This window comes from Streptomyces sp. NPDC041200 (assembly GCF_055591805.1).
Genome location: NZ_JBVIZF010000003.1, coordinates 744,991 through 760,513, shown reverse-complemented (window position 1 = coordinate 760,513; position 15,523 = coordinate 744,991). Strand labels below are relative to the sequence as shown.

General features: G+C 72.5%; 15 protein-coding genes. 13 read left to right on the top strand and 2 right to left on the bottom strand.

The features are described from left to right. Positions 1-118 precede the first annotated feature (118 nt). Positions 119-2,065, top strand: a complete 1,947-nt coding sequence (locus ACZ6CL_RS13235; protein WP_468935055.1) for a SpoIIE family protein phosphatase — start codon at positions 119-121, stop codon at positions 2,063-2,065. A gap of 115 nt (positions 2,066-2,180) precedes the next feature. Next, a complete protein-coding gene (gene hemW, locus ACZ6CL_RS13230) occupies positions 2,181-3,413 on the top strand; it encodes a radical SAM family heme chaperone HemW (protein ID WP_468935053.1) in 1,233 nt (410 codons plus the stop codon). A gap of 11 nt (positions 3,414-3,424) precedes the next feature. Here hemW and ACZ6CL_RS13225 read toward each other — a convergent pair whose 3' ends face one another. Further along, positions 3,425-4,255 carry a DUF3097 domain-containing protein gene (locus ACZ6CL_RS13225; RefSeq protein ID WP_468935050.1) on the bottom strand — a complete coding sequence of 277 codons (831 nt, stop codon included), beginning with the start codon at positions 4,253-4,255 and terminating at the stop codon, positions 3,425-3,427. Between the two features lie 46 nt (positions 4,256-4,301). Continuing rightward, positions 4,302-5,036, bottom strand: a complete 735-nt coding sequence (locus tag ACZ6CL_RS13220; protein WP_468935047.1) for an MBL fold metallo-hydrolase — start codon at positions 5,034-5,036, stop codon at positions 4,302-4,304. Between the two features lie 175 nt (positions 5,037-5,211). Between ACZ6CL_RS13220 and hrcA the strand changes: the two genes are divergently transcribed. The 11 genes from hrcA (at position 5,212) to ACZ6CL_RS13165 (ending at position 15,511) form a co-directional block, all read left to right on the top strand. Then, the gene (gene hrcA / locus ACZ6CL_RS13215) at positions 5,212-6,225 is read left to right on the top strand and encodes a heat-inducible transcriptional repressor HrcA (protein ID WP_468935044.1); all 1,014 of its coding nucleotides are present in this window, start codon (positions 5,212-5,214) and stop codon (positions 6,223-6,225) included. Continuing rightward, positions 6,226-7,359: a molecular chaperone DnaJ gene (gene dnaJ, locus ACZ6CL_RS13210; protein ID WP_468935041.1), complete on the top strand. Its 1,134-nt coding sequence runs from the start codon at positions 6,226-6,228 to the stop codon at positions 7,357-7,359. A gap of 42 nt (positions 7,360-7,401) precedes the next feature. Further along, positions 7,402-8,490: a nitronate monooxygenase gene (locus ACZ6CL_RS13205; protein WP_468935038.1), complete on the top strand. Its 1,089-nt coding sequence runs from the start codon at positions 7,402-7,404 to the stop codon at positions 8,488-8,490. Beyond that, a complete protein-coding gene (locus ACZ6CL_RS13200) occupies positions 8,487-9,230 on the top strand; it encodes a 16S rRNA (uracil(1498)-N(3))-methyltransferase (protein WP_468935036.1) in 744 nt (247 codons plus the stop codon). The genes ACZ6CL_RS13205 and ACZ6CL_RS13200 overlap by 4 nt, the downstream gene beginning before the upstream one ends. 59 nt (positions 9,231-9,289) lie before the next feature. Continuing rightward, positions 9,290-9,832 carry a hypothetical protein gene (locus ACZ6CL_RS13195; RefSeq protein WP_468935033.1) on the top strand — a complete coding sequence of 181 codons (543 nt, stop codon included), beginning with the start codon at positions 9,290-9,292 and terminating at the stop codon, positions 9,830-9,832. Between the two features lie 169 nt (positions 9,833-10,001). Next, the gene (locus tag ACZ6CL_RS13190) at positions 10,002-10,361 is read left to right on the top strand and encodes a histidine triad nucleotide-binding protein (RefSeq protein WP_468935031.1); all 360 of its coding nucleotides are present in this window, start codon (positions 10,002-10,004) and stop codon (positions 10,359-10,361) included. Between the two features lie 5 nt (positions 10,362-10,366). Next, positions 10,367-11,287, top strand: coding sequence for a ribonuclease Z (locus ACZ6CL_RS13185; protein WP_468935028.1), 921 nt, complete (start codon positions 10,367-10,369; stop codon positions 11,285-11,287). Between the two features lie 95 nt (positions 11,288-11,382). Next, a complete protein-coding gene (locus ACZ6CL_RS13180; protein ID WP_468935025.1) occupies positions 11,383-12,495 on the top strand; it encodes a PfkB family carbohydrate kinase in 1,113 nt (370 codons plus the stop codon). A gap of 171 nt (positions 12,496-12,666) precedes the next feature. Next, complete coding sequence (locus ACZ6CL_RS13175) at positions 12,667-13,671, top strand: PhoH family protein (RefSeq protein WP_468935023.1); 1,005 nt, start codon at positions 12,667-12,669, stop codon at positions 13,669-13,671. Positions 13,672-13,709: 38 nt separating this feature from the next. Next, complete coding sequence (gene ybeY, locus ACZ6CL_RS13170) at positions 13,710-14,207, top strand: rRNA maturation RNase YbeY (protein WP_123104078.1); 498 nt, start codon at positions 13,710-13,712, stop codon at positions 14,205-14,207. Continuing rightward, positions 14,204-15,511 (top strand): hemolysin family protein, encoded by a 1,308-nt coding sequence (locus ACZ6CL_RS13165; RefSeq protein ID WP_468935020.1) that lies wholly within the window; start codon positions 14,204-14,206, stop codon positions 15,509-15,511. The genes ybeY and ACZ6CL_RS13165 overlap by 4 nt, the downstream gene beginning before the upstream one ends. The last annotated feature ends 12 nt before the right edge of the window (positions 15,512-15,523 follow it).

Below are 15,523 nucleotides of genomic sequence, written 5' to 3'. Positions count from 1 at the left end.
TTACCGGAACAGGCTTGTCCTACGCACGATTTTTCCCCTCAACACAGTTAACTTGCGTGACTCGGTGCATATAAGTGCGGTCCGTCTGTCACTCTGTCCGTGCCGGGTTACGGCGCATATGACGGAGCTTCTCAGGAGCCGCACAGTGGGGACGTCATCTTCCACCCCGTCTGCATCCGCAGGCGGGGTGGCTCTGCCGGTCGGGGGAATCGGTCCCGTCCGTACCAGTGCCTCGGCCCGCGCGAGCCTGCCCGGCAGTCCGCTCGCGGCCTCCGCGGCACGCCGGTTCGTGCGCGCCGCGCTCGCCGAGTGGGTCGCGCTCGACGTACCGGCCGCCGACCGGATCACCGACCGGACCGCGGACGAGGCCGTCCTGCTGGTGAGCGAGCTGGTCACCAACGCCGTGGTGCACGCGGGCACCGCCGTCGAGGTGTGCTGTGCGCTCGATGTGTCCAGCCACGAGGGCGAACCGCCCTCCCTCGTCGTCGAGGTGACCGACCACCACCCCACCCGGGTGCTGCGCGGCGACCCGCCGGACGGCCCGGACGGCGCGGAGTGCGCGGGCGGCCACGGGCTGCGGCTCGTCGCCGAGATCGCCGAAGCGTGGGGGACGACGTACCGGCGGGCCAGCAAGACGGTGTGGTTCCAGGTGTCGGTCACGGCCGCCGCCGAACCGGCGGTGCCCGAGGAGCCCGCGGCCGGGGACCTCGCGCCCTCGTGGGCCTCGCGCGGTACCGGGATCGTCGCCCCCGTGCCGCGCCGGGTGCCCGCCCGCCGCGCCGATCCGGAATGGACCCGGCACGGTGCGCTGTCGTTCCTCGCCGAGGCGTCCGACCTGCTCGCCGGGCAGTTCGACGAGGAGATGGTCACCTCGCTGGCCGGACAGCTGCTGGTGCCGCGGCTCGCCGACTGGTGCGCGGTCTGGCTCGACTCCGGCAGCGGGCCGCCGCGGCTGGCCCGGGTCTGGCACGCCAGCGAGAGCCGCATGGAGGGGCTGCGGCAGGTGCTGGAGAAGGAACCGCCCCAGCTGCCCGCCACCGCGCGCGGCGGCGCCCTGGACTGGCCCTGGCCGGCCGACCCCGCGGCGTACGGGCCCGGCGGCGCGGCCCTGGCCTGCCGGCTGATCGCGGGCGGGCGCGCGCTGGGCACGCTGCTGCTCGGGCGGGCCGGGCTGGTGCGCATGCCGGACGAAGTCGTCGGCCTGATCGAGGACTTCGCGCGCCGCGTCGCGCTCGCCCTCGCCTCCGCCCGGCGCTACACCCGCCAGGCCAATATCAGCCGGGTGCTCCAGCGCGGGCTGCTGCCGTCCGGGATCGCCCGCATCCCCGGCGTCGAGTCGGCCGTCGTGTACGAGCCGACCGGCGACATCTCTGCCGGAGGCGACTTCTACGACGTCTTCCCGGCCGGTGACGGGCGCTGGTGCTTCGTGCTCGGCGACGTCTGCGGAAACGGTCCTGAAGCGGCCGTGGTGACCGGACTGGTGCGGCCCTGGCTGCGGCTGCTGGGCCGCGAGGGCTACGAGGTGGGCGAGGTCCTCGACCGCCTCAACCAGCTGCTGGGCGAGGAGGCCGTCGGCGAGGCCGTCGAGGCCGCGGGCGGCGTTGACCCGGGCGGCGCGGGCCTGCCCCCGGGCGGGGGCCCGGCGCGGTTCCTCTCGCTCCTGTACGGCGAGCTGGTGCCGCTGGGGCCGGGCAGCGAGGGCGGGGTGCGGTGCACGCTGGCGAGCGCGGGCCATCCGCTGCCGCTGGTCCTCCAGCCCGATGGAATGGTACGAACGGTCGCCGTGCCGCAGATACTCCTCGGCGTGGTGGAGGACGCCGCGTACGAGAGTGAAACGTTCGATCTGGCGCCCGGCGAGACGCTGCTGTGCGTGACCGACGGGGTGACGGAGCACCGCTCCGGCAGCCGCCAGTTCGACGATGAGGACGGCCTCGCTGCGGTGCTCGCGGGCTGCGCCGGGATGACCGCGCGGGAGGTCGCGGAGCGGGTGCGGCGGGCGGTGGACGAGTTCGCGGTGGAGCCGCCGGACGACGACCTGGCGATGCTGGTGCTGAAGGCGCTGTAGCGGTAGCCGGGGCAGCGCGCGCGGAGTGCGACGGGTGCGGCGCCGCCGAGCCGGAACGGCGCCGGGCGGGGCCGCGGGGCAGGGGCGGCCCGCGCCATGGCGGACAATGGGGCGTATGCCTTCCGTACTGCCCGACGGCGACCCCATGCCCCAGGACGGCGCGCTGCCCCCCGGCGCGCTGACCGCGGCGGCGGGGCGGCCGCTGGGGTTCTATCTGCACGTGCCCTACTGCGCCACCCGCTGCGGGTACTGCGACTTCAACACCTACACCGCCGCCGAGCTGCGCGGTTCGGGCGGCGTGCTCGCCTCCCGGGACAACTACGCCGAGCAGGTCGCGGAGGAGGTACGGCTCGCGCGGAAGGTGCTGGGGGACGACCCGCGCCCGGTCGAGACCGTGTTCGTCGGCGGCGGCACGCCCACCCTGCTCGCGGCGGCGGACCTCGGGCGGATGCTCGGCGCCATCCGGGACGCGTTCGGGCTCGCGGACGGGGCCGAGATCACCACCGAGGCCAATCCGGAGTCGGTCGATCCGCGGTATCTGGAGGCGCTGCGGGAGGCCGGGTTCAACCGGGTGTCGTTCGGGATGCAGAGCGCCCGGCAGCACGTCCTGAAGGTGCTGGACCGCACCCACACCCCCGGGCGCCCCGAGGCCTGCGTCGCGGAGGCGCGGGCCGCCGGGTTCGACCATGTGAACCTGGACCTGATCTACGGCACCCCCGGCGAGAGCGACGACGACTGGCGGGCCACCCTGGAGGCAGCGCTCGGCGCGGGTCCGGACCATGTGTCGGCGTACGCGCTGATCGTCGAGGAGGGCACCCAGCTGGCGCGGCGCATCCGGCGCGGCGAGGTGCCGATGACCGACGACGACGCGCACGCCGACCGATATCTGATCGCCGAGGAGATGCTGTCGGCGGCGGGCTTCGACTGGTACGAGGTCTCCAACTGGGCCACCTCGCCGCAGGGCCGCTGCCGCCACAACGAGCTGTACTGGCGCGGCGCCGACTGGTGGGGCGCGGGCCCCGGCGCGCACAGCCACGTCGGCGGGGTGCGCTGGTGGAACGTCAAGCACCCCGGCGCGTACGCCCAGGCGCTCAGCGAGGGCCGCTCACCGGGCGCCGGGCGGGAGCTGCTGTCCGACGAGGAGCGGCGGGTGGAGCGCATCCTGCTGGAGCTGCGGCTGTCCGAGGGCTGCCCGCTGGAGCTGCTGCGTCCGGCAGGCGCGGCGGCCGCGGCGCGGGCGCTGGAGGACGGTCTGCTGGAGCCGGAGCCCTACCGGCAGGGTCGGGCCGTGCTCACGCTCAGGGGGCGTCTGCTGGCCGACGCGGTGGTGCGGGACGTGGTCGACTAACCGGCGGTCGACTAACCGGCCTCGGGCGCCGTGACGAAATCGATCAGTTCCTCCACCCGCCCCAGCAGCTCCGGCCGCAGGTCCTTGTAGGAGTGGACCGCGGACAGGATCCGCTGCCAGGCCGCGCCCGTGTTCTCCGGCCAGCCCAGCGCCCGGCAGACGCCCGTCTTCCAGTCCTGGCCGCGCGGCACCGCCGGCCAGGCCGCGATGCCCAGCGAGGACGGCTTCACGGCCTCCCACACGTCGATGAAGGGGTGCCCGACGACCAGCACGTTCTCGTCGGTGATCTGCTCGGCGATACGGGACTCCTTGGACCCGGCCACCAGGTGGTCCACCAGGACGCCGAGCCGGGCGTCCGGGCCGGGGGCGAAATCGCGCACGATGGCGGGCAGGTCGTCGACGCCCGCCAGGTACTCCACGACCACGCCCTCGATGCGCAGATCGTCGCCCCAGACCCGCTCCACCAGCTCCGCGTCGTGGCGGCCCTCCACATAGATGCGCCCGGCGCGGGCGACCCGCGCGCGGGCGCCCGGGACGGCGACCGATCCGGAGGCGGTGCGCTGCGGCCCGCTCGGGGCCGTCGTACGCGGGCGTACGAGGGTGACGACGCGGCCCTCCAGGAGGAAGCCGCGCGGCTCCATGGGGAAGACGCGGTGCTTGCCGAAGCGGTCCTCAAGAGTGACCGTCGGCCCCTGCGCGGTCTTCTCGCAGCGGATCACGGCACCGCAGAACCCCGTGGTGACCTCCTCGACCACGAGATCCGGGTCCGCGGGAACCTCGGGGGCGGGCTGCTGCCGCTTCCAGGGCGGGGTCAGATCCGAGTCGTACTGTCGGCTGCGCATCCGGATGACGATAGCGCGGCGGGCTAACAGAACACGCGGAGGCGCGTTAAGGGGACACGCCGAAGCGCGCGGCCAGTTCGTCGCGTTGGTCACGTACGAAGGCCGCGTCCACGACCGCCCCGTGGCCGGGGACGTACCGCGCGTCCTCGCCGCCGAGGGCGAGCAGCCGGTCGAGGGCGGCGGGCCAGTGGGCGGGGATCGCGTCGGGTCCGGCCTGCGGCGGGCCCGACTCCTCCACCAGATCGCCGCAGAACACCACCTCCGGTTGGCCGGGAACCTGGCCCGGGACCAGAACGGCCAGGTCATGGGCGGTGTGCCCGGGCCCCACGTTCGCCAGAAGCACAGACCGGCCGCCCAGGTCGAGGGTGATCTCCCCGGAGACCACGTGACGCGGCGGTACGAGGTGATCGGCGGCCTCGGCGGCGGCCCCCGGGGGCACCCCGTGCCGTATCGCGTCCTCGCGCAGCGCCTCCCGGTCGTGGCGCAGCAGACCGTCCACGCCGGTGGCTCCGTACACTTCGCAGCCCGCGAACGCGGCCGTGCCCAGGACATGGTCGAAGTGCGGATGGGTCAGCGCGATCCGGGTCGGACGGCGGCCGGTCAGCCGGGTGATCTCGGCCCGCAGCGCCGCGCCCTCGCGCAGTGTGGAGCCGCTGTCCACCACGAGGACGTCCGTCTCGCCGGTGATCACGCCGACCGTGCAGTCCCAGTCGGGCAGCCTGCGGCGGGCGACATCGGGACCGAGCTGTTCCCACCCGGCCTCTTCCCAACACGTCTTCATACCGAGACGCTAGCTCCAACAGCGATAGCGTGACGTGTGGCCGGGGCGCCGGCGGGGGGCGGCTCTTGCCGTGGCCACCGCACCCCGCCGTACACTGGCTGAGGGGTTCTGGCACTCGTGACCGTTGAGTGCCAGAGGGACGACCGATGACACGGCTGGACTGGAGGTGCGCGGGGTGCTCAGCGAACGCAGACTCGAAGTGCTGCGTGCCATTGTCCAGGACTACGTGGGCACCGAGGAGCCGGTCGGCTCCAAGGCGCTCACCGAGCGGCACCGGCTGGGAGTCTCCCCGGCCACGGTGCGCAACGACATGGCCGCGCTGGAGGACGAGGGCTTCATCGCCCAGCCGCACACCAGCGCCGGGCGCATCCCCACGGACAAGGGGTACCGGCTCTTCGTGGACCGGCTGGCCGGAGTGAAGCCGCTGTCCGCTCCGGAGCGGCGGGCCATCCAGAGCTTCCTGGACAGCGCCGTCGACCTCGACGACGTGGTGGGGCGCACCGTCCGGCTGCTGGCGCAGCTGACCCGGCAGGTCGCGGTGGTGCAGTATCCGTCGCTGACCCGTTCGACGGTGCGGCACGTGGAGCTGCTGCCGCTGGCCACGGCCCGGGTGATGCTGGTGCTGATCACCGACACCGGGCGGGTCGAGCAGCGCGTGGTGGACTGCCCGGCTCCGATCAGCGACGACTCGCTGGCGGATCTGCGGGCCCGGCTCAACAGCCGGGTCGTGGGGCGGCGGTTCGCGGATGTGCCGCAATTGGTGCAGGATCTTCCGGAGTCCTTCGAACAGGAGGACCGGGGGACGGTCTCGACCGTGCTGGCGACGTTGCTCGAAACGCTTGTCGAGGAGACCGAAGAGCGGCTCATGATCGGCGGAACCGCGAACCTCACGCGTTTCGTGCATGATTTCCCCCTGACGATCCGGCCCGTGCTGGAGGCACTTGAGGAGCAGGTCGTCCTCCTCAAGCTGCTCGGCGAGCAAGACTCGGGTATGACCGTGCGCATTGGGCATGAGAATGCTCACGAGGGGCTGAATTCCACCTCGGTCGTCGCGGTCGGCTACGGTTCGGGCGACGAAGCCGTCGCCAAACTCGGCGTGGTCGGACCGACCCGCATGGACTACCCCGGAACGATGGGAGCGGTACGCGCAGTGGCACGTTACGTCGGACAGATCCTGGCGGAGTCGTAAGTGGCGACGGACTACTACGCAGTCCTGGGCGTGCAGCGCGATGCCTCGCAGGACGAGATCAAGAAGGCATTCCGCCGGCTCGCACGCGAGCTGCACCCGGACGTGAACCCGGATCCGAAGACCCAGGAGCGGTTCAAGGAGATCAACGCCGCTTACGAGGTGCTGTCGGACCCGCAGAAGAAGCAGGTCTACGACCTGGGCGGAGACCCGTCGGGGTCGGCCGCGGGCGGCGGCGCCGGTGGGTTCGGCGCGGGCTTCGGCAACTTCTCCGACATCATGGACGCGTTCTTCGGCACCGCCTCGCAGCGCGGCCCGCGGTCCCGCACCCGGCGCGGCCAGGACGCCATGATCCGCCTCGACGTGGAGCTGAGCGAGGCCGCGTTCGGCACCACCAAGGACATCCAGGTCGACACCGCCGTGGTGTGCACGACCTGCAGCGGTGAGGGCGCGGCGCCGGGTACTTCGGCGCAGACGTGTGACATGTGCCGCGGCCGCGGTGAGGTCTCGCAGGTGACGCGGTCCTTCCTCGGCCAGGTCATGACCTCGCGGCCCTGCCCGCAGTGCCAGGGCTTCGGCACCGTGGTGCCGACCCCGTGCCCGGAGTGCGCGGGCGACGGGCGGATCCGCTCGCGGCGCACGCTGACCGTGAAGATCCCGGCCGGTGTGGACAACGGCACCCGCATCCAGCTCGCGGGCGAGGGCGAGGTCGGCCCGGGCGGCGGCCCGGCGGGCGACCTGTACGTGGAGATCCACGAGGTCCCGCACCCCGTCTTCCAGCGGCGCGGCGACGACCTGCACTGCACGGTGACGATCCCGATGACGGCGGCGTCCCTCGGCACCAAGGTGCCACTGGAGACGCTGGACGGCCTGGAGGAGATCGACATCCGGCCCGGCACCCAGTCCGGCCAGTCGGTCCCGCTGCACCAGCGCGGCGTCACCCATCTGCGCGGCGGCGGCCGGGGCGATCTGATCGTGCACGTCGAGGTGACGACCCCGACCAAGCTCGACCCGGAGCAGGAGGAGCTGTTGCGGCGGCTGTCCAAGCTGCGCGGCGAGGAGCGGCCGACAGGGGAGTTCAAGCCCGGGCAGCAGGGGCTGTTCTCGCGCCTGAAAGACGCGTTCAACGGACGCTGATCCGGTGGCGGATCGTCGCGGGGGACATGGCACCATGTGGCCATGTCCTCCGCGCTGACCGATCTCGCCCGGTACCCGATCGTGCAGGCTCCGATGGCGGGCGGGGCCTCCTGCCCGCAGCTCGCCGCCGCTGTCATCGAGGCCGGGGGCCTCGGCTTCCTCGCCGCCGGTTACAAGGCGCCGGAGGCGATGTACGAGGAGATCAAGCAGCTGCGCGGGCTGACCGGCCGCCCCTTCGGCGTCAACCTGTTCATGCCGCAGCCGCCCGGCGACCCGACCTCCGTGGCGGTCTACGCCGACCGCCTCGCGGGTGAGGCGTCCCGCTACCAGACCGCGCTGGGGGACCCCGAGGCCAGCTCCGACGACGCGTACGACGCCAAGCTGGCGATCCTGCTGAACGACCCCGTCCCGGTGGTCTCGTTCACCTTCGGCTGTCCCACCCGCGCCGTGCTGGACGCGTTCGCCCGGGTGGGCACCCGGACCATCGTCACCGTGACCTCGCCGGTCGAGGCGGAGACCGCCCAGTGGGCGGGCGCCGACGCCGTCTGCGTCCAGGGCGTGGAGGCCGGTGGCCACCAGGGGGGCTTCCGCAACGACCCGGCGGACGATGCCCCCGGCGCGGTGCTCGGGCTGCTGTCGCTGGTCGCGCTGGTGCGCGAGACCGTGCAGATCCCGATCATCGCGGCGGGCGGGCTGATGCGCGGCTCGCAGATCGCCGCGGTGCTGGCCGCGGGCGCGTCGGCGGGACAGCTGGGCACCGCGTTCCTGGTCTGCCCCGAGTCGGGGGCGAACGCCCTGCACAAGACGGCCATGACCGACCCGCTGTTCGGCCGGACGGAGCTGACCCGGGCGTTCTCCGGCCGCCCGGCCCGCGGGCTGGTCAACCGGTTCATCCGCGACCACGGCCCGTACGCCCCGGCCGCCTACCCCCAGCTGCACCACCTCACCTCCGGGCTGCGCAAGGCGGCGGCCAGGGGCGGCGACCCGCAGGGCATGGCGCTGTGGGCCGGGCAGGGGCACCGGCTGGCGCGCGAACTGCCCGCCGCGCGGCTGGTGGAGAGCCTGGCCGTCGAACTGGACGCGGCGCGGTCCGGCTACGGGCTCCAGGCCCCGCGAGGCGTGGTGTCGTGAGCGCCCCGGTGTTCGTGGCCGACGACCTCGCGGGAGCGGCCACAGGGGCCCGTATCGCGCTCGACGGCCCCGAGGGGCGCCACGCGGTGTCGGTGAAGCGGCTGCGGGTCGGTGAGGCCGTCGTCCTCACGGACGGCGCCGGTACGGGCGTATCGGGCACCGTGGCGGCCGTCGAGGGCAAGGACCGGCTGCTGGTCGAGGTCGACGGCGTACGCCGGGAGGCGGCGCCGAGCCCGCGGATCACCGTCGTCCAGGCGCTGCCCAAGGGCGACCGCGGCGAGGTGGCCGTGGAGACCATGACCGAGACGGGCGTCGACGCGATCGTCCCGTGGGCGGCCGCCCGCTGCATCACCCAATGGAAGGGCGAACGCGGGCAGAAGGCGCTCGGCAAGTGGCGGTCGACCGCGCGCGAGGCGGGCAAGCAGTCCCGTCGGCTGACCTTCCCGGAGGTCGCGGACGCGATGACGACCAAGGAGGTTGCCCGGCTTCTCGCCGAAGCCGACCTCGCGGCCGTGCTCCACGAGGAGGGCAGCGTCCCCCTGGCGACGGCCCAACTGCCCCACGAGGGGCATATCGTGCTCGTCGTGGGCCCCGAAGGGGGCGTCTCGCCGGAGGAGTTGGCGGCCTTCGCCGCGGCGGGCGCGGGCCCGTACCGGCTGGGCCCCAGCGTGCTGCGTACCTCCACGGCCGGAACCGCCGCCGCCGCGCTGCTGTTGGGACGCACCGGCCGCTGGGGCTGAGGCCCGGGTGGCCGACGAAGGTCTTCCGGTTCGCCGTGGGTGATGGGAACCTGTCCTCTATGGGGGTATTAAGCCATCATGTACGGCACGGACGGCCGCTGCTGGCGGCCGTGGCCGCGGTCGTCGCGGCCATCGCGGTGACGGGCTGTGAGCCGAGGGACGGCGCGGTCACCGCGGTCGCCGTCTCGATCACCACGGACAAGGTCGGCACCTCCGCCCTGGAGCGGGGCGGCATCGGGGTGCGCTGGCTGACGTGCAACGCGGATCTGAAGCGCGGCCCCACGGCCGGGGCCTCGGCCTCGAGCACGGGTGACGCGGGCACCACGGACGCCTCGGTGGACTGCCGGGGCAGGACCGAGGACGACCAGGCCATCGGGATCAGGGGCAAGGTCACCTATGTGCGGGAGAACCACTGTGTGCGCGGCGATCTGACCGGCACGGTGGAGGGCCAGCGGGTCTTCCAGGCCAATGTGATCGGCGAGTGCGACGGCGACGGCGACACCGACGGCGCCCAGAGCCCCGCACCGACCCGCACTCATCCCTGGGACGAGGCCACCACCACCCACCCGTGGGACCAGAGGACCACGGCGCCCGGGAAATAGGCTCCCGCGGACGTTCCTCCAAGTCCTCACGACCGCGGGCCGTGTGCTTGTCTTGGTCACCATCTGGTTCGGGCCCACCGCCCGCGGGAGGCCCGGTAGCATCCCGTGCGGAAGCCTTGATGATCCAGAAGTGCCGATGATCCAGCCGACGATCCGTAAGGAGCCACCGGTGGCGGGAGAACCGCAGGCCGACTGCCTGTTCTGCAAGATTGTCTCGGGGGAGGTCCCGGCGACCGTCGTCCGTGAGACGGACACCACCGTCGCCTTCCGCGACATCAACCCCCAGGCGCCGACGCATGTCCTGGTGATCCCCAAGGTGCACTATCCGGACGCGGCGTCCCTGGCGGCCGCCGAGCCGCAGATCGCCGCGGACGTGCTGTGCGAGACGGCCACGGTCGCCGCCGACGAGAAGATCGACGGCACCGGCTACCGGGTGGTGCTCAACACGGGCTCCGGGGCCGGGCAGACCGTCTTCCACGCGCATGCCCACGTCCTCGGCGGCCGCGGCCTCAACTGGCCCCCCGGGTAGTCCCGTTGTCCGCACGTGAAGTGGTCGTCCTCGGCACCGCCAGCCAGGTGCCCACCCGGCACCGCAACCACAACGGCTATCTGCTGCGCTGGGACGGCGAGGGCGTGCTGTTCGACCCCGGTGAGGGCACGCAGCGGCAGATGCTGCGGGCCGGGGTCGCCGCCCATGACATCAACCGGATCTGCGTCACCCACTTCCACGGGGACCATTCGCTGGGGCTGTCCGGAGTCATCCAGCGGATCAACCTCGACCGCGTCCCGCACCCGGTGACCGCGCACTACCCGGCGAGCGGTCAGCGCTTCTTCGACCGGCTGCGGTACGCCACGGCCTACCGCGAGACGGTGCAGCTGACCGAGCAGCCGGTCAGCGGTGACGGCGGGGTGATCGCCCGTACCCCCGCGTACACCCTGGAGGCGGTCCGGCTCTCGCACCCGGTCGAGTCGTACGGCTACCGCCTCGTCGAGCCGGACGGACGCCGGATGCTGCCGGAGCGGCTCGCGGCGCACGGGGTGCGCGGGCCCGAGATCGGCCGGCTCCAGCGGGAGGGCGCGATCGAGCGGGACGGGCGCACGGTCACGCTGGAGGAGGTCAGCGAGGCCCGGCGCGGCCAGCGGTTCGCCTTCATCATGGACACCCGGCTGTGCGAGGGCGCGCACGCGCTGGCGGAGGGCTGCGATCTGCTGGTGATCGAGTCGACGTTCCTGGACGAGGACGAGCCGCTGGCGACCGAGCACGGCCATCTGACGGCCGGGCAGGCGGCCCGGATCGCGGCCGGGGCGGGCGTACGCCACCTGGTGCTGACGCACTTCTCGCAGCGGTACGGCGATCCGGCCGAGTTCGAGCGCCAGGCACGCGCGGCGGGCTTCGACGGGGAGCTGACCGTCGCCCAGGACCTGATGAGCGTCGCCGTACCGAAGCGGCGCTAGCGCTCTCCGGCCGCGCTCCGCCGCCATCGGGCACACTGGCCGCATCCGCCCCGCCCGCAGCAACAGAACAGAACGGTCCGACCTGGGAGCACACGGTGACGACACACGACGGTGACCAGCCCTCGGCGAGCTGCCCCCTGCTCGATCCGCTCGCGGGCGTCCGCGGCCCCGGAGACACGGGCTGTGACGTCTATCTCACCGGCACCGTCTTCCTCGACATCATCTTCACCGGCCTGGACTCCGCGCCCGTCCGCGGCACCGAGTCCTGGGCCCGCGGCATGGGTTCCAGCCCCGGCGGCGTCGCCAACATGGCCACCGCGCTGGCCCGGCTGGGGCTGCGCACCTCGCTCGCCGCCGCCTTCGGTGACGACCACTACGGCGACTACTGCCGTGACGCGCTGGAGCGCGGCGAGGGCATCGATCTGGCGCTCTCCCGCACCATTCCCGGCTGGCACTCCCCGGTGACCGTCTCCATGGCGTACGAGGGCGAGCGCACGATGGTCAGCCACGGCCACGAGGCGCCGCCGCCCGAGGAGGCCGCGCCCAGCAGCCCGCCCCCGGCCCGGGCCGCCATCGCCTCCCTGGTGCCCGGCCGCCGGGAGGAGTGGGTGGCCGAGGCCGCCCGGCGCGGCAGCCGGATCTTCGCGGACGTCGGCTGGGACGACACCGGCCGCTGGGACCCGGCGGACCTCGCCGACCTGGAGCACTGCGAGGCGTTCCTGCCCAACGCGGCCGAGGCGATGAGCTACACCCGCACCGAGTGCCCGCGGGCCGCCGCCCGCGCGCTCGCCGACCGGGTGCCGCTCGCCGTGGTCACCCTGGGCTCGGAAGGGGCGTACGCGGTGGACGGCCGCACCGGCGAGACCGCCGAGGTGCCCGCGATCGCCGTGGAGGCGCTGGATCCGACCGGCGCGGGGGACGTGTTCGTCGCGGGCTTCGTCACCGGCACGCTCGCCGACTGGCCGCTCGCCGACCGGCTCGCGTTCGCCGGGCTGACCGCCGCGCTGTCGGTCCAGGAGTTCGGCGGCTCGCTGTCCGCGCCCGGCTGGTGCGAGATCGGCGCCTGGTGGCAGCACGCCCGCTCGTACGACGACCAGTCCCCGAGCGCGCTGCGGCGGTACGCCTTCCTCGATCGTCTGCTGCCGACCGCCGCGCGCCCGGGCCTTTTGCGCCGGGCCGTCCCCACGATCGGTTTCCGCCGGGCGTGAACACCGGTGCCCGGTACCAGGCACGGAGCGCTGACGGGCCGGCGTGATGAATGGGAGGGAGTAAAAGCGCTCGGGGGTTGTCGGTGCCCCGTCGTACCCTGGTATCTCAAGGTTGTCGAGCAGCGAGAACCCTTGTCGCAGGAGGTAGGAGCAGGCCGCAGAGCCGAGCCCATGACGCAACCAACCACAGCACCGCAGGCGCACGCGCAGTTCACGGTTCCGACCAAGCACCCGATGGTCATGGTCCTGGGATCCGGTGACTCGTTGCTGCGTGTGATCGAAAAGGCGTTCCCGAAGACCGATATCCATGTCCGGGGCAATGAAGTCAGCGCGACCGGGGACCCTGAGGAAGTCGCCCTGGTCCAGCGTCTGTTCGATGAGATGATGCTGGTGCTCCGCACCGGTCAACCGATGACGGAGGACGCGGTGGAGCGCTCCATCTCCATGCTGCGCGCAGCCGAGAACGGCGAGGGCGAGGCGGCCGAGACGCCCGCCGAGGTGCTCACGCAGAACATCCTGTCCAACCGCGGCCGCACCATCCGCCCCAAGACGCTCAACCAGAAGCGCTATGTCGACGCGATAGACAAGCACACCGTCGTCTTCGGCATCGGCCCGGCCGGTACCGGCAAGACGTATCTCGCGATGGCCAAGGCGGTCCAGGCCCTGCAGTCCAAGCAGGTCAACCGGATCATCCTGACCCGGCCGGCGGTCGAGGCGGGGGAGCGGCTCGGCTTCCTGCCCGGCACGCTCTACGAGAAGATCGACCCGTATCTGCGGCCCCTGTACGACGCGCTGCACGACATGCTCGACCCCGACTCCATCCCGCGCCTGATGGCCGCGGGCACGATCGAGGTCGCCCCGCTGGCGTACATGCGCGGCCGGACGCTCAACGACGCGTTCATCATCCTCGACGAGGCGCAGAACACGAACCCCGAGCAGATGAAGATGTTCCTCACCCGGCTCGGCTTCGAATCCAAGATCGTGATCACGGGTGACATCACCCAGGTCGACCTCCCGGGCGGGACCAAGAGCGGTCTGCGCCAGGTGCGGGAGATCCTGGACGGCGTCGACGACGTCCACTTCTCCATGCTCACCAGTAAGGACGTCGTCCGGCACAAGCTCGTCGGCCGTATCGTCGACGCGTACGAGCAGTACGACAGCCGCAACGGCAAGTGACCGTCCCCGAAGAGACCCGAGAAAAGACGAACCACCCCATGGCGATCGACGTCAACAACGAATCCGGCACGGACATCGACGAGCGCGCGATCCTGGACGTCGCCCGCTACGCGCTGGCCCGGATGCGTATCCACCCGCTCTCCGAGCTGTCGCTGATCGTCGTCGACGCCGACGCCATGGAGCAGCTCCACATCCAGTGGATGGACCTGCCGGGGCCGACCGATGTCATGTCCTTCCCGATGGACGAGCTGCGGCCGCCCGCCAAGGACGACGAGGAGCCCCCGCAGGGCCTCCTCGGTGACATCGTGCTCTGCCCCGACGTGGCCAAGAAGCAGGGGGAGGAGGCGCCGACCGGGCACTCCATGGACGAGGAGCTGCAGCTGCTCACCGTCCACGGCGTCCTCCACCTCCTCGGCTACGACCACGAGGAGCCGGACGAGCGCGCCGAGATGTTCGGCCTCCAGGCGGCGATCATCGACGGCTGGCGGGCCGAGTACGGTCTGACCGGGCCCTCCCCGGCCCCCACCACGCGATGAACGGGCAGCTCCTCACGGCGGCGGTCCTGCTGGTGGTGGTCGCCTGGCTGGCGGCCTGCGCCGAGGCGGGCCTCGCCCGCACCACCCGGTTCCGCGCCGAGGAATCGGTACGGAACGGGCGGCGGGGCAGCGCCAAGCTGATGCTGGTCGCCGAGGACCCCACCCGCTACCTCAACGTGGCGCTGCTGGTGCGCGTCGCGTGCGAGGTGGCGGCGGGGGCCGTCGTCACGTACGGCTGTCTGCACGCGTTCCCGGAGACCTGGAAGGCGCTGACCGTCGCGATCGGCGTGATGGTCCTCGTGTCGTACGTGGCCGTCGGCGTTTCGCCGCGCACCATCGGCGCCCAGCATCCGCTCAACACCGCGACGGTCGCCGCCTATGTGCTGATCCCGCTGGCCCGGATCATGGGCCCCATCCCGCCGCTGCTGATCCTCCTCGGTAACGCGCTCACCCCCGGAAAGGGCTTCCGGAAGGGCCCGTTCGCCTCCGAGGCCGAGCTGCGCGCGCTGGTCGACCTCGCCGAGCAGGAGTCGCTGATCGAGGACGACGAGCGGCGCATGGTGCACTCCGTCTTCGAACTGGGCGACACCCTGGTGCGCGAGGTGATGGTGCCGCGCACCGATCTGGTGGCCATCGAGCGCTTCAAGACCATCCGGCAGGCCCTCACCCTCGCGCTGCGCTCCGGCTTCTCCAGGATCCCGGTCACCGGGGAGAACGAGGACGACATCGTCGGGATCGTCTACCTCAAGGACCTGGTCCGCAAGACGCACATCAACCGCGAGTCCGAGTCCGAGCTGGTCTCCACCGCCATGCGGCCCGCCGCCTTCGTCCCCGACACCAAGAACGCGGGCGACCTGCTGCGCGAGATGCAGCAGGAGCGCAACCACGTCGCCGTGGTGATCGACGAGTACGGCGGCACGGCCGGGATCGTCACCATCGAGGACATCCTCGAGGAGATCGTCGGCGAGATCACCGACGAGTACGACCGCGAACTGCCGCCCATCGAGGACCTCGGCGACGGCACCCACCGGGTCACCGCCCGGCTCGGCCTCGGCGACCTCGGCGAGCTGTACGGCACGGCCTTGGAGGACGAGGACGTCGAGACGGTGGGCGGGCTGCTCGCCAAGTCGCTGGGCCGGGTGCCCATCGCGGGCGCCACGGCCGAGGTCGACATCCCCGAAGGCGGCACCGACCCGGCCCTGAAGGCGTTGCGGCTGACCGCCGAATCCCCGGCGGGGCGGCGCAACCGCATCGTCACGGTGCTGGTGGAGCCGGTGCGGGAGACGGCGGCGGCCGAGTCGTAAGCCCTCTCCCCG

What these genes read in the sequence shown, in the direction of transcription:
- ACZ6CL_RS13235 (WP_468935055.1), top strand. Translation starts at nt 119, where the DNA reads ATGACGGAGCTTCTCAGGAGCCGCACAGTGGGGACGTCATCTTCCACC.
- hemW (WP_468935053.1), top strand. Translation starts at nt 2,181, where the DNA reads ATGCCTTCCGTACTGCCCGACGGCGACCCCATGCCCCAGGACGGCGCG.
- ACZ6CL_RS13225 (WP_468935050.1), bottom strand. Translation starts at nt 4,255, where the DNA reads ATGCGCAGCCGACAGTACGACTCGGATCTGACCCCGCCCTGGAAGCGG.
- ACZ6CL_RS13220 (WP_468935047.1), bottom strand. Translation starts at nt 5,036, where the DNA reads ATGAAGACGTGTTGGGAAGAGGCCGGGTGGGAACAGCTCGGTCCCGAT.
- ACZ6CL_RS13205 (WP_468935038.1), top strand. Translation starts at nt 7,402, where the DNA reads ATGTCCTCCGCGCTGACCGATCTCGCCCGGTACCCGATCGTGCAGGCT.
- ACZ6CL_RS13195 (WP_468935033.1), top strand. Translation starts at nt 9,290, where the DNA reads ATGGGGGTATTAAGCCATCATGTACGGCACGGACGGCCGCTGCTGGCG.
- ACZ6CL_RS13175 (WP_468935023.1), top strand. Translation starts at nt 12,667, where the DNA reads ATGACGCAACCAACCACAGCACCGCAGGCGCACGCGCAGTTCACGGTT.
- ybeY (WP_123104078.1), top strand. Translation starts at nt 13,710, where the DNA reads ATGGCGATCGACGTCAACAACGAATCCGGCACGGACATCGACGAGCGC.
- ACZ6CL_RS13165 (WP_468935020.1), top strand. Translation starts at nt 14,204, where the DNA reads ATGAACGGGCAGCTCCTCACGGCGGCGGTCCTGCTGGTGGTGGTCGCC.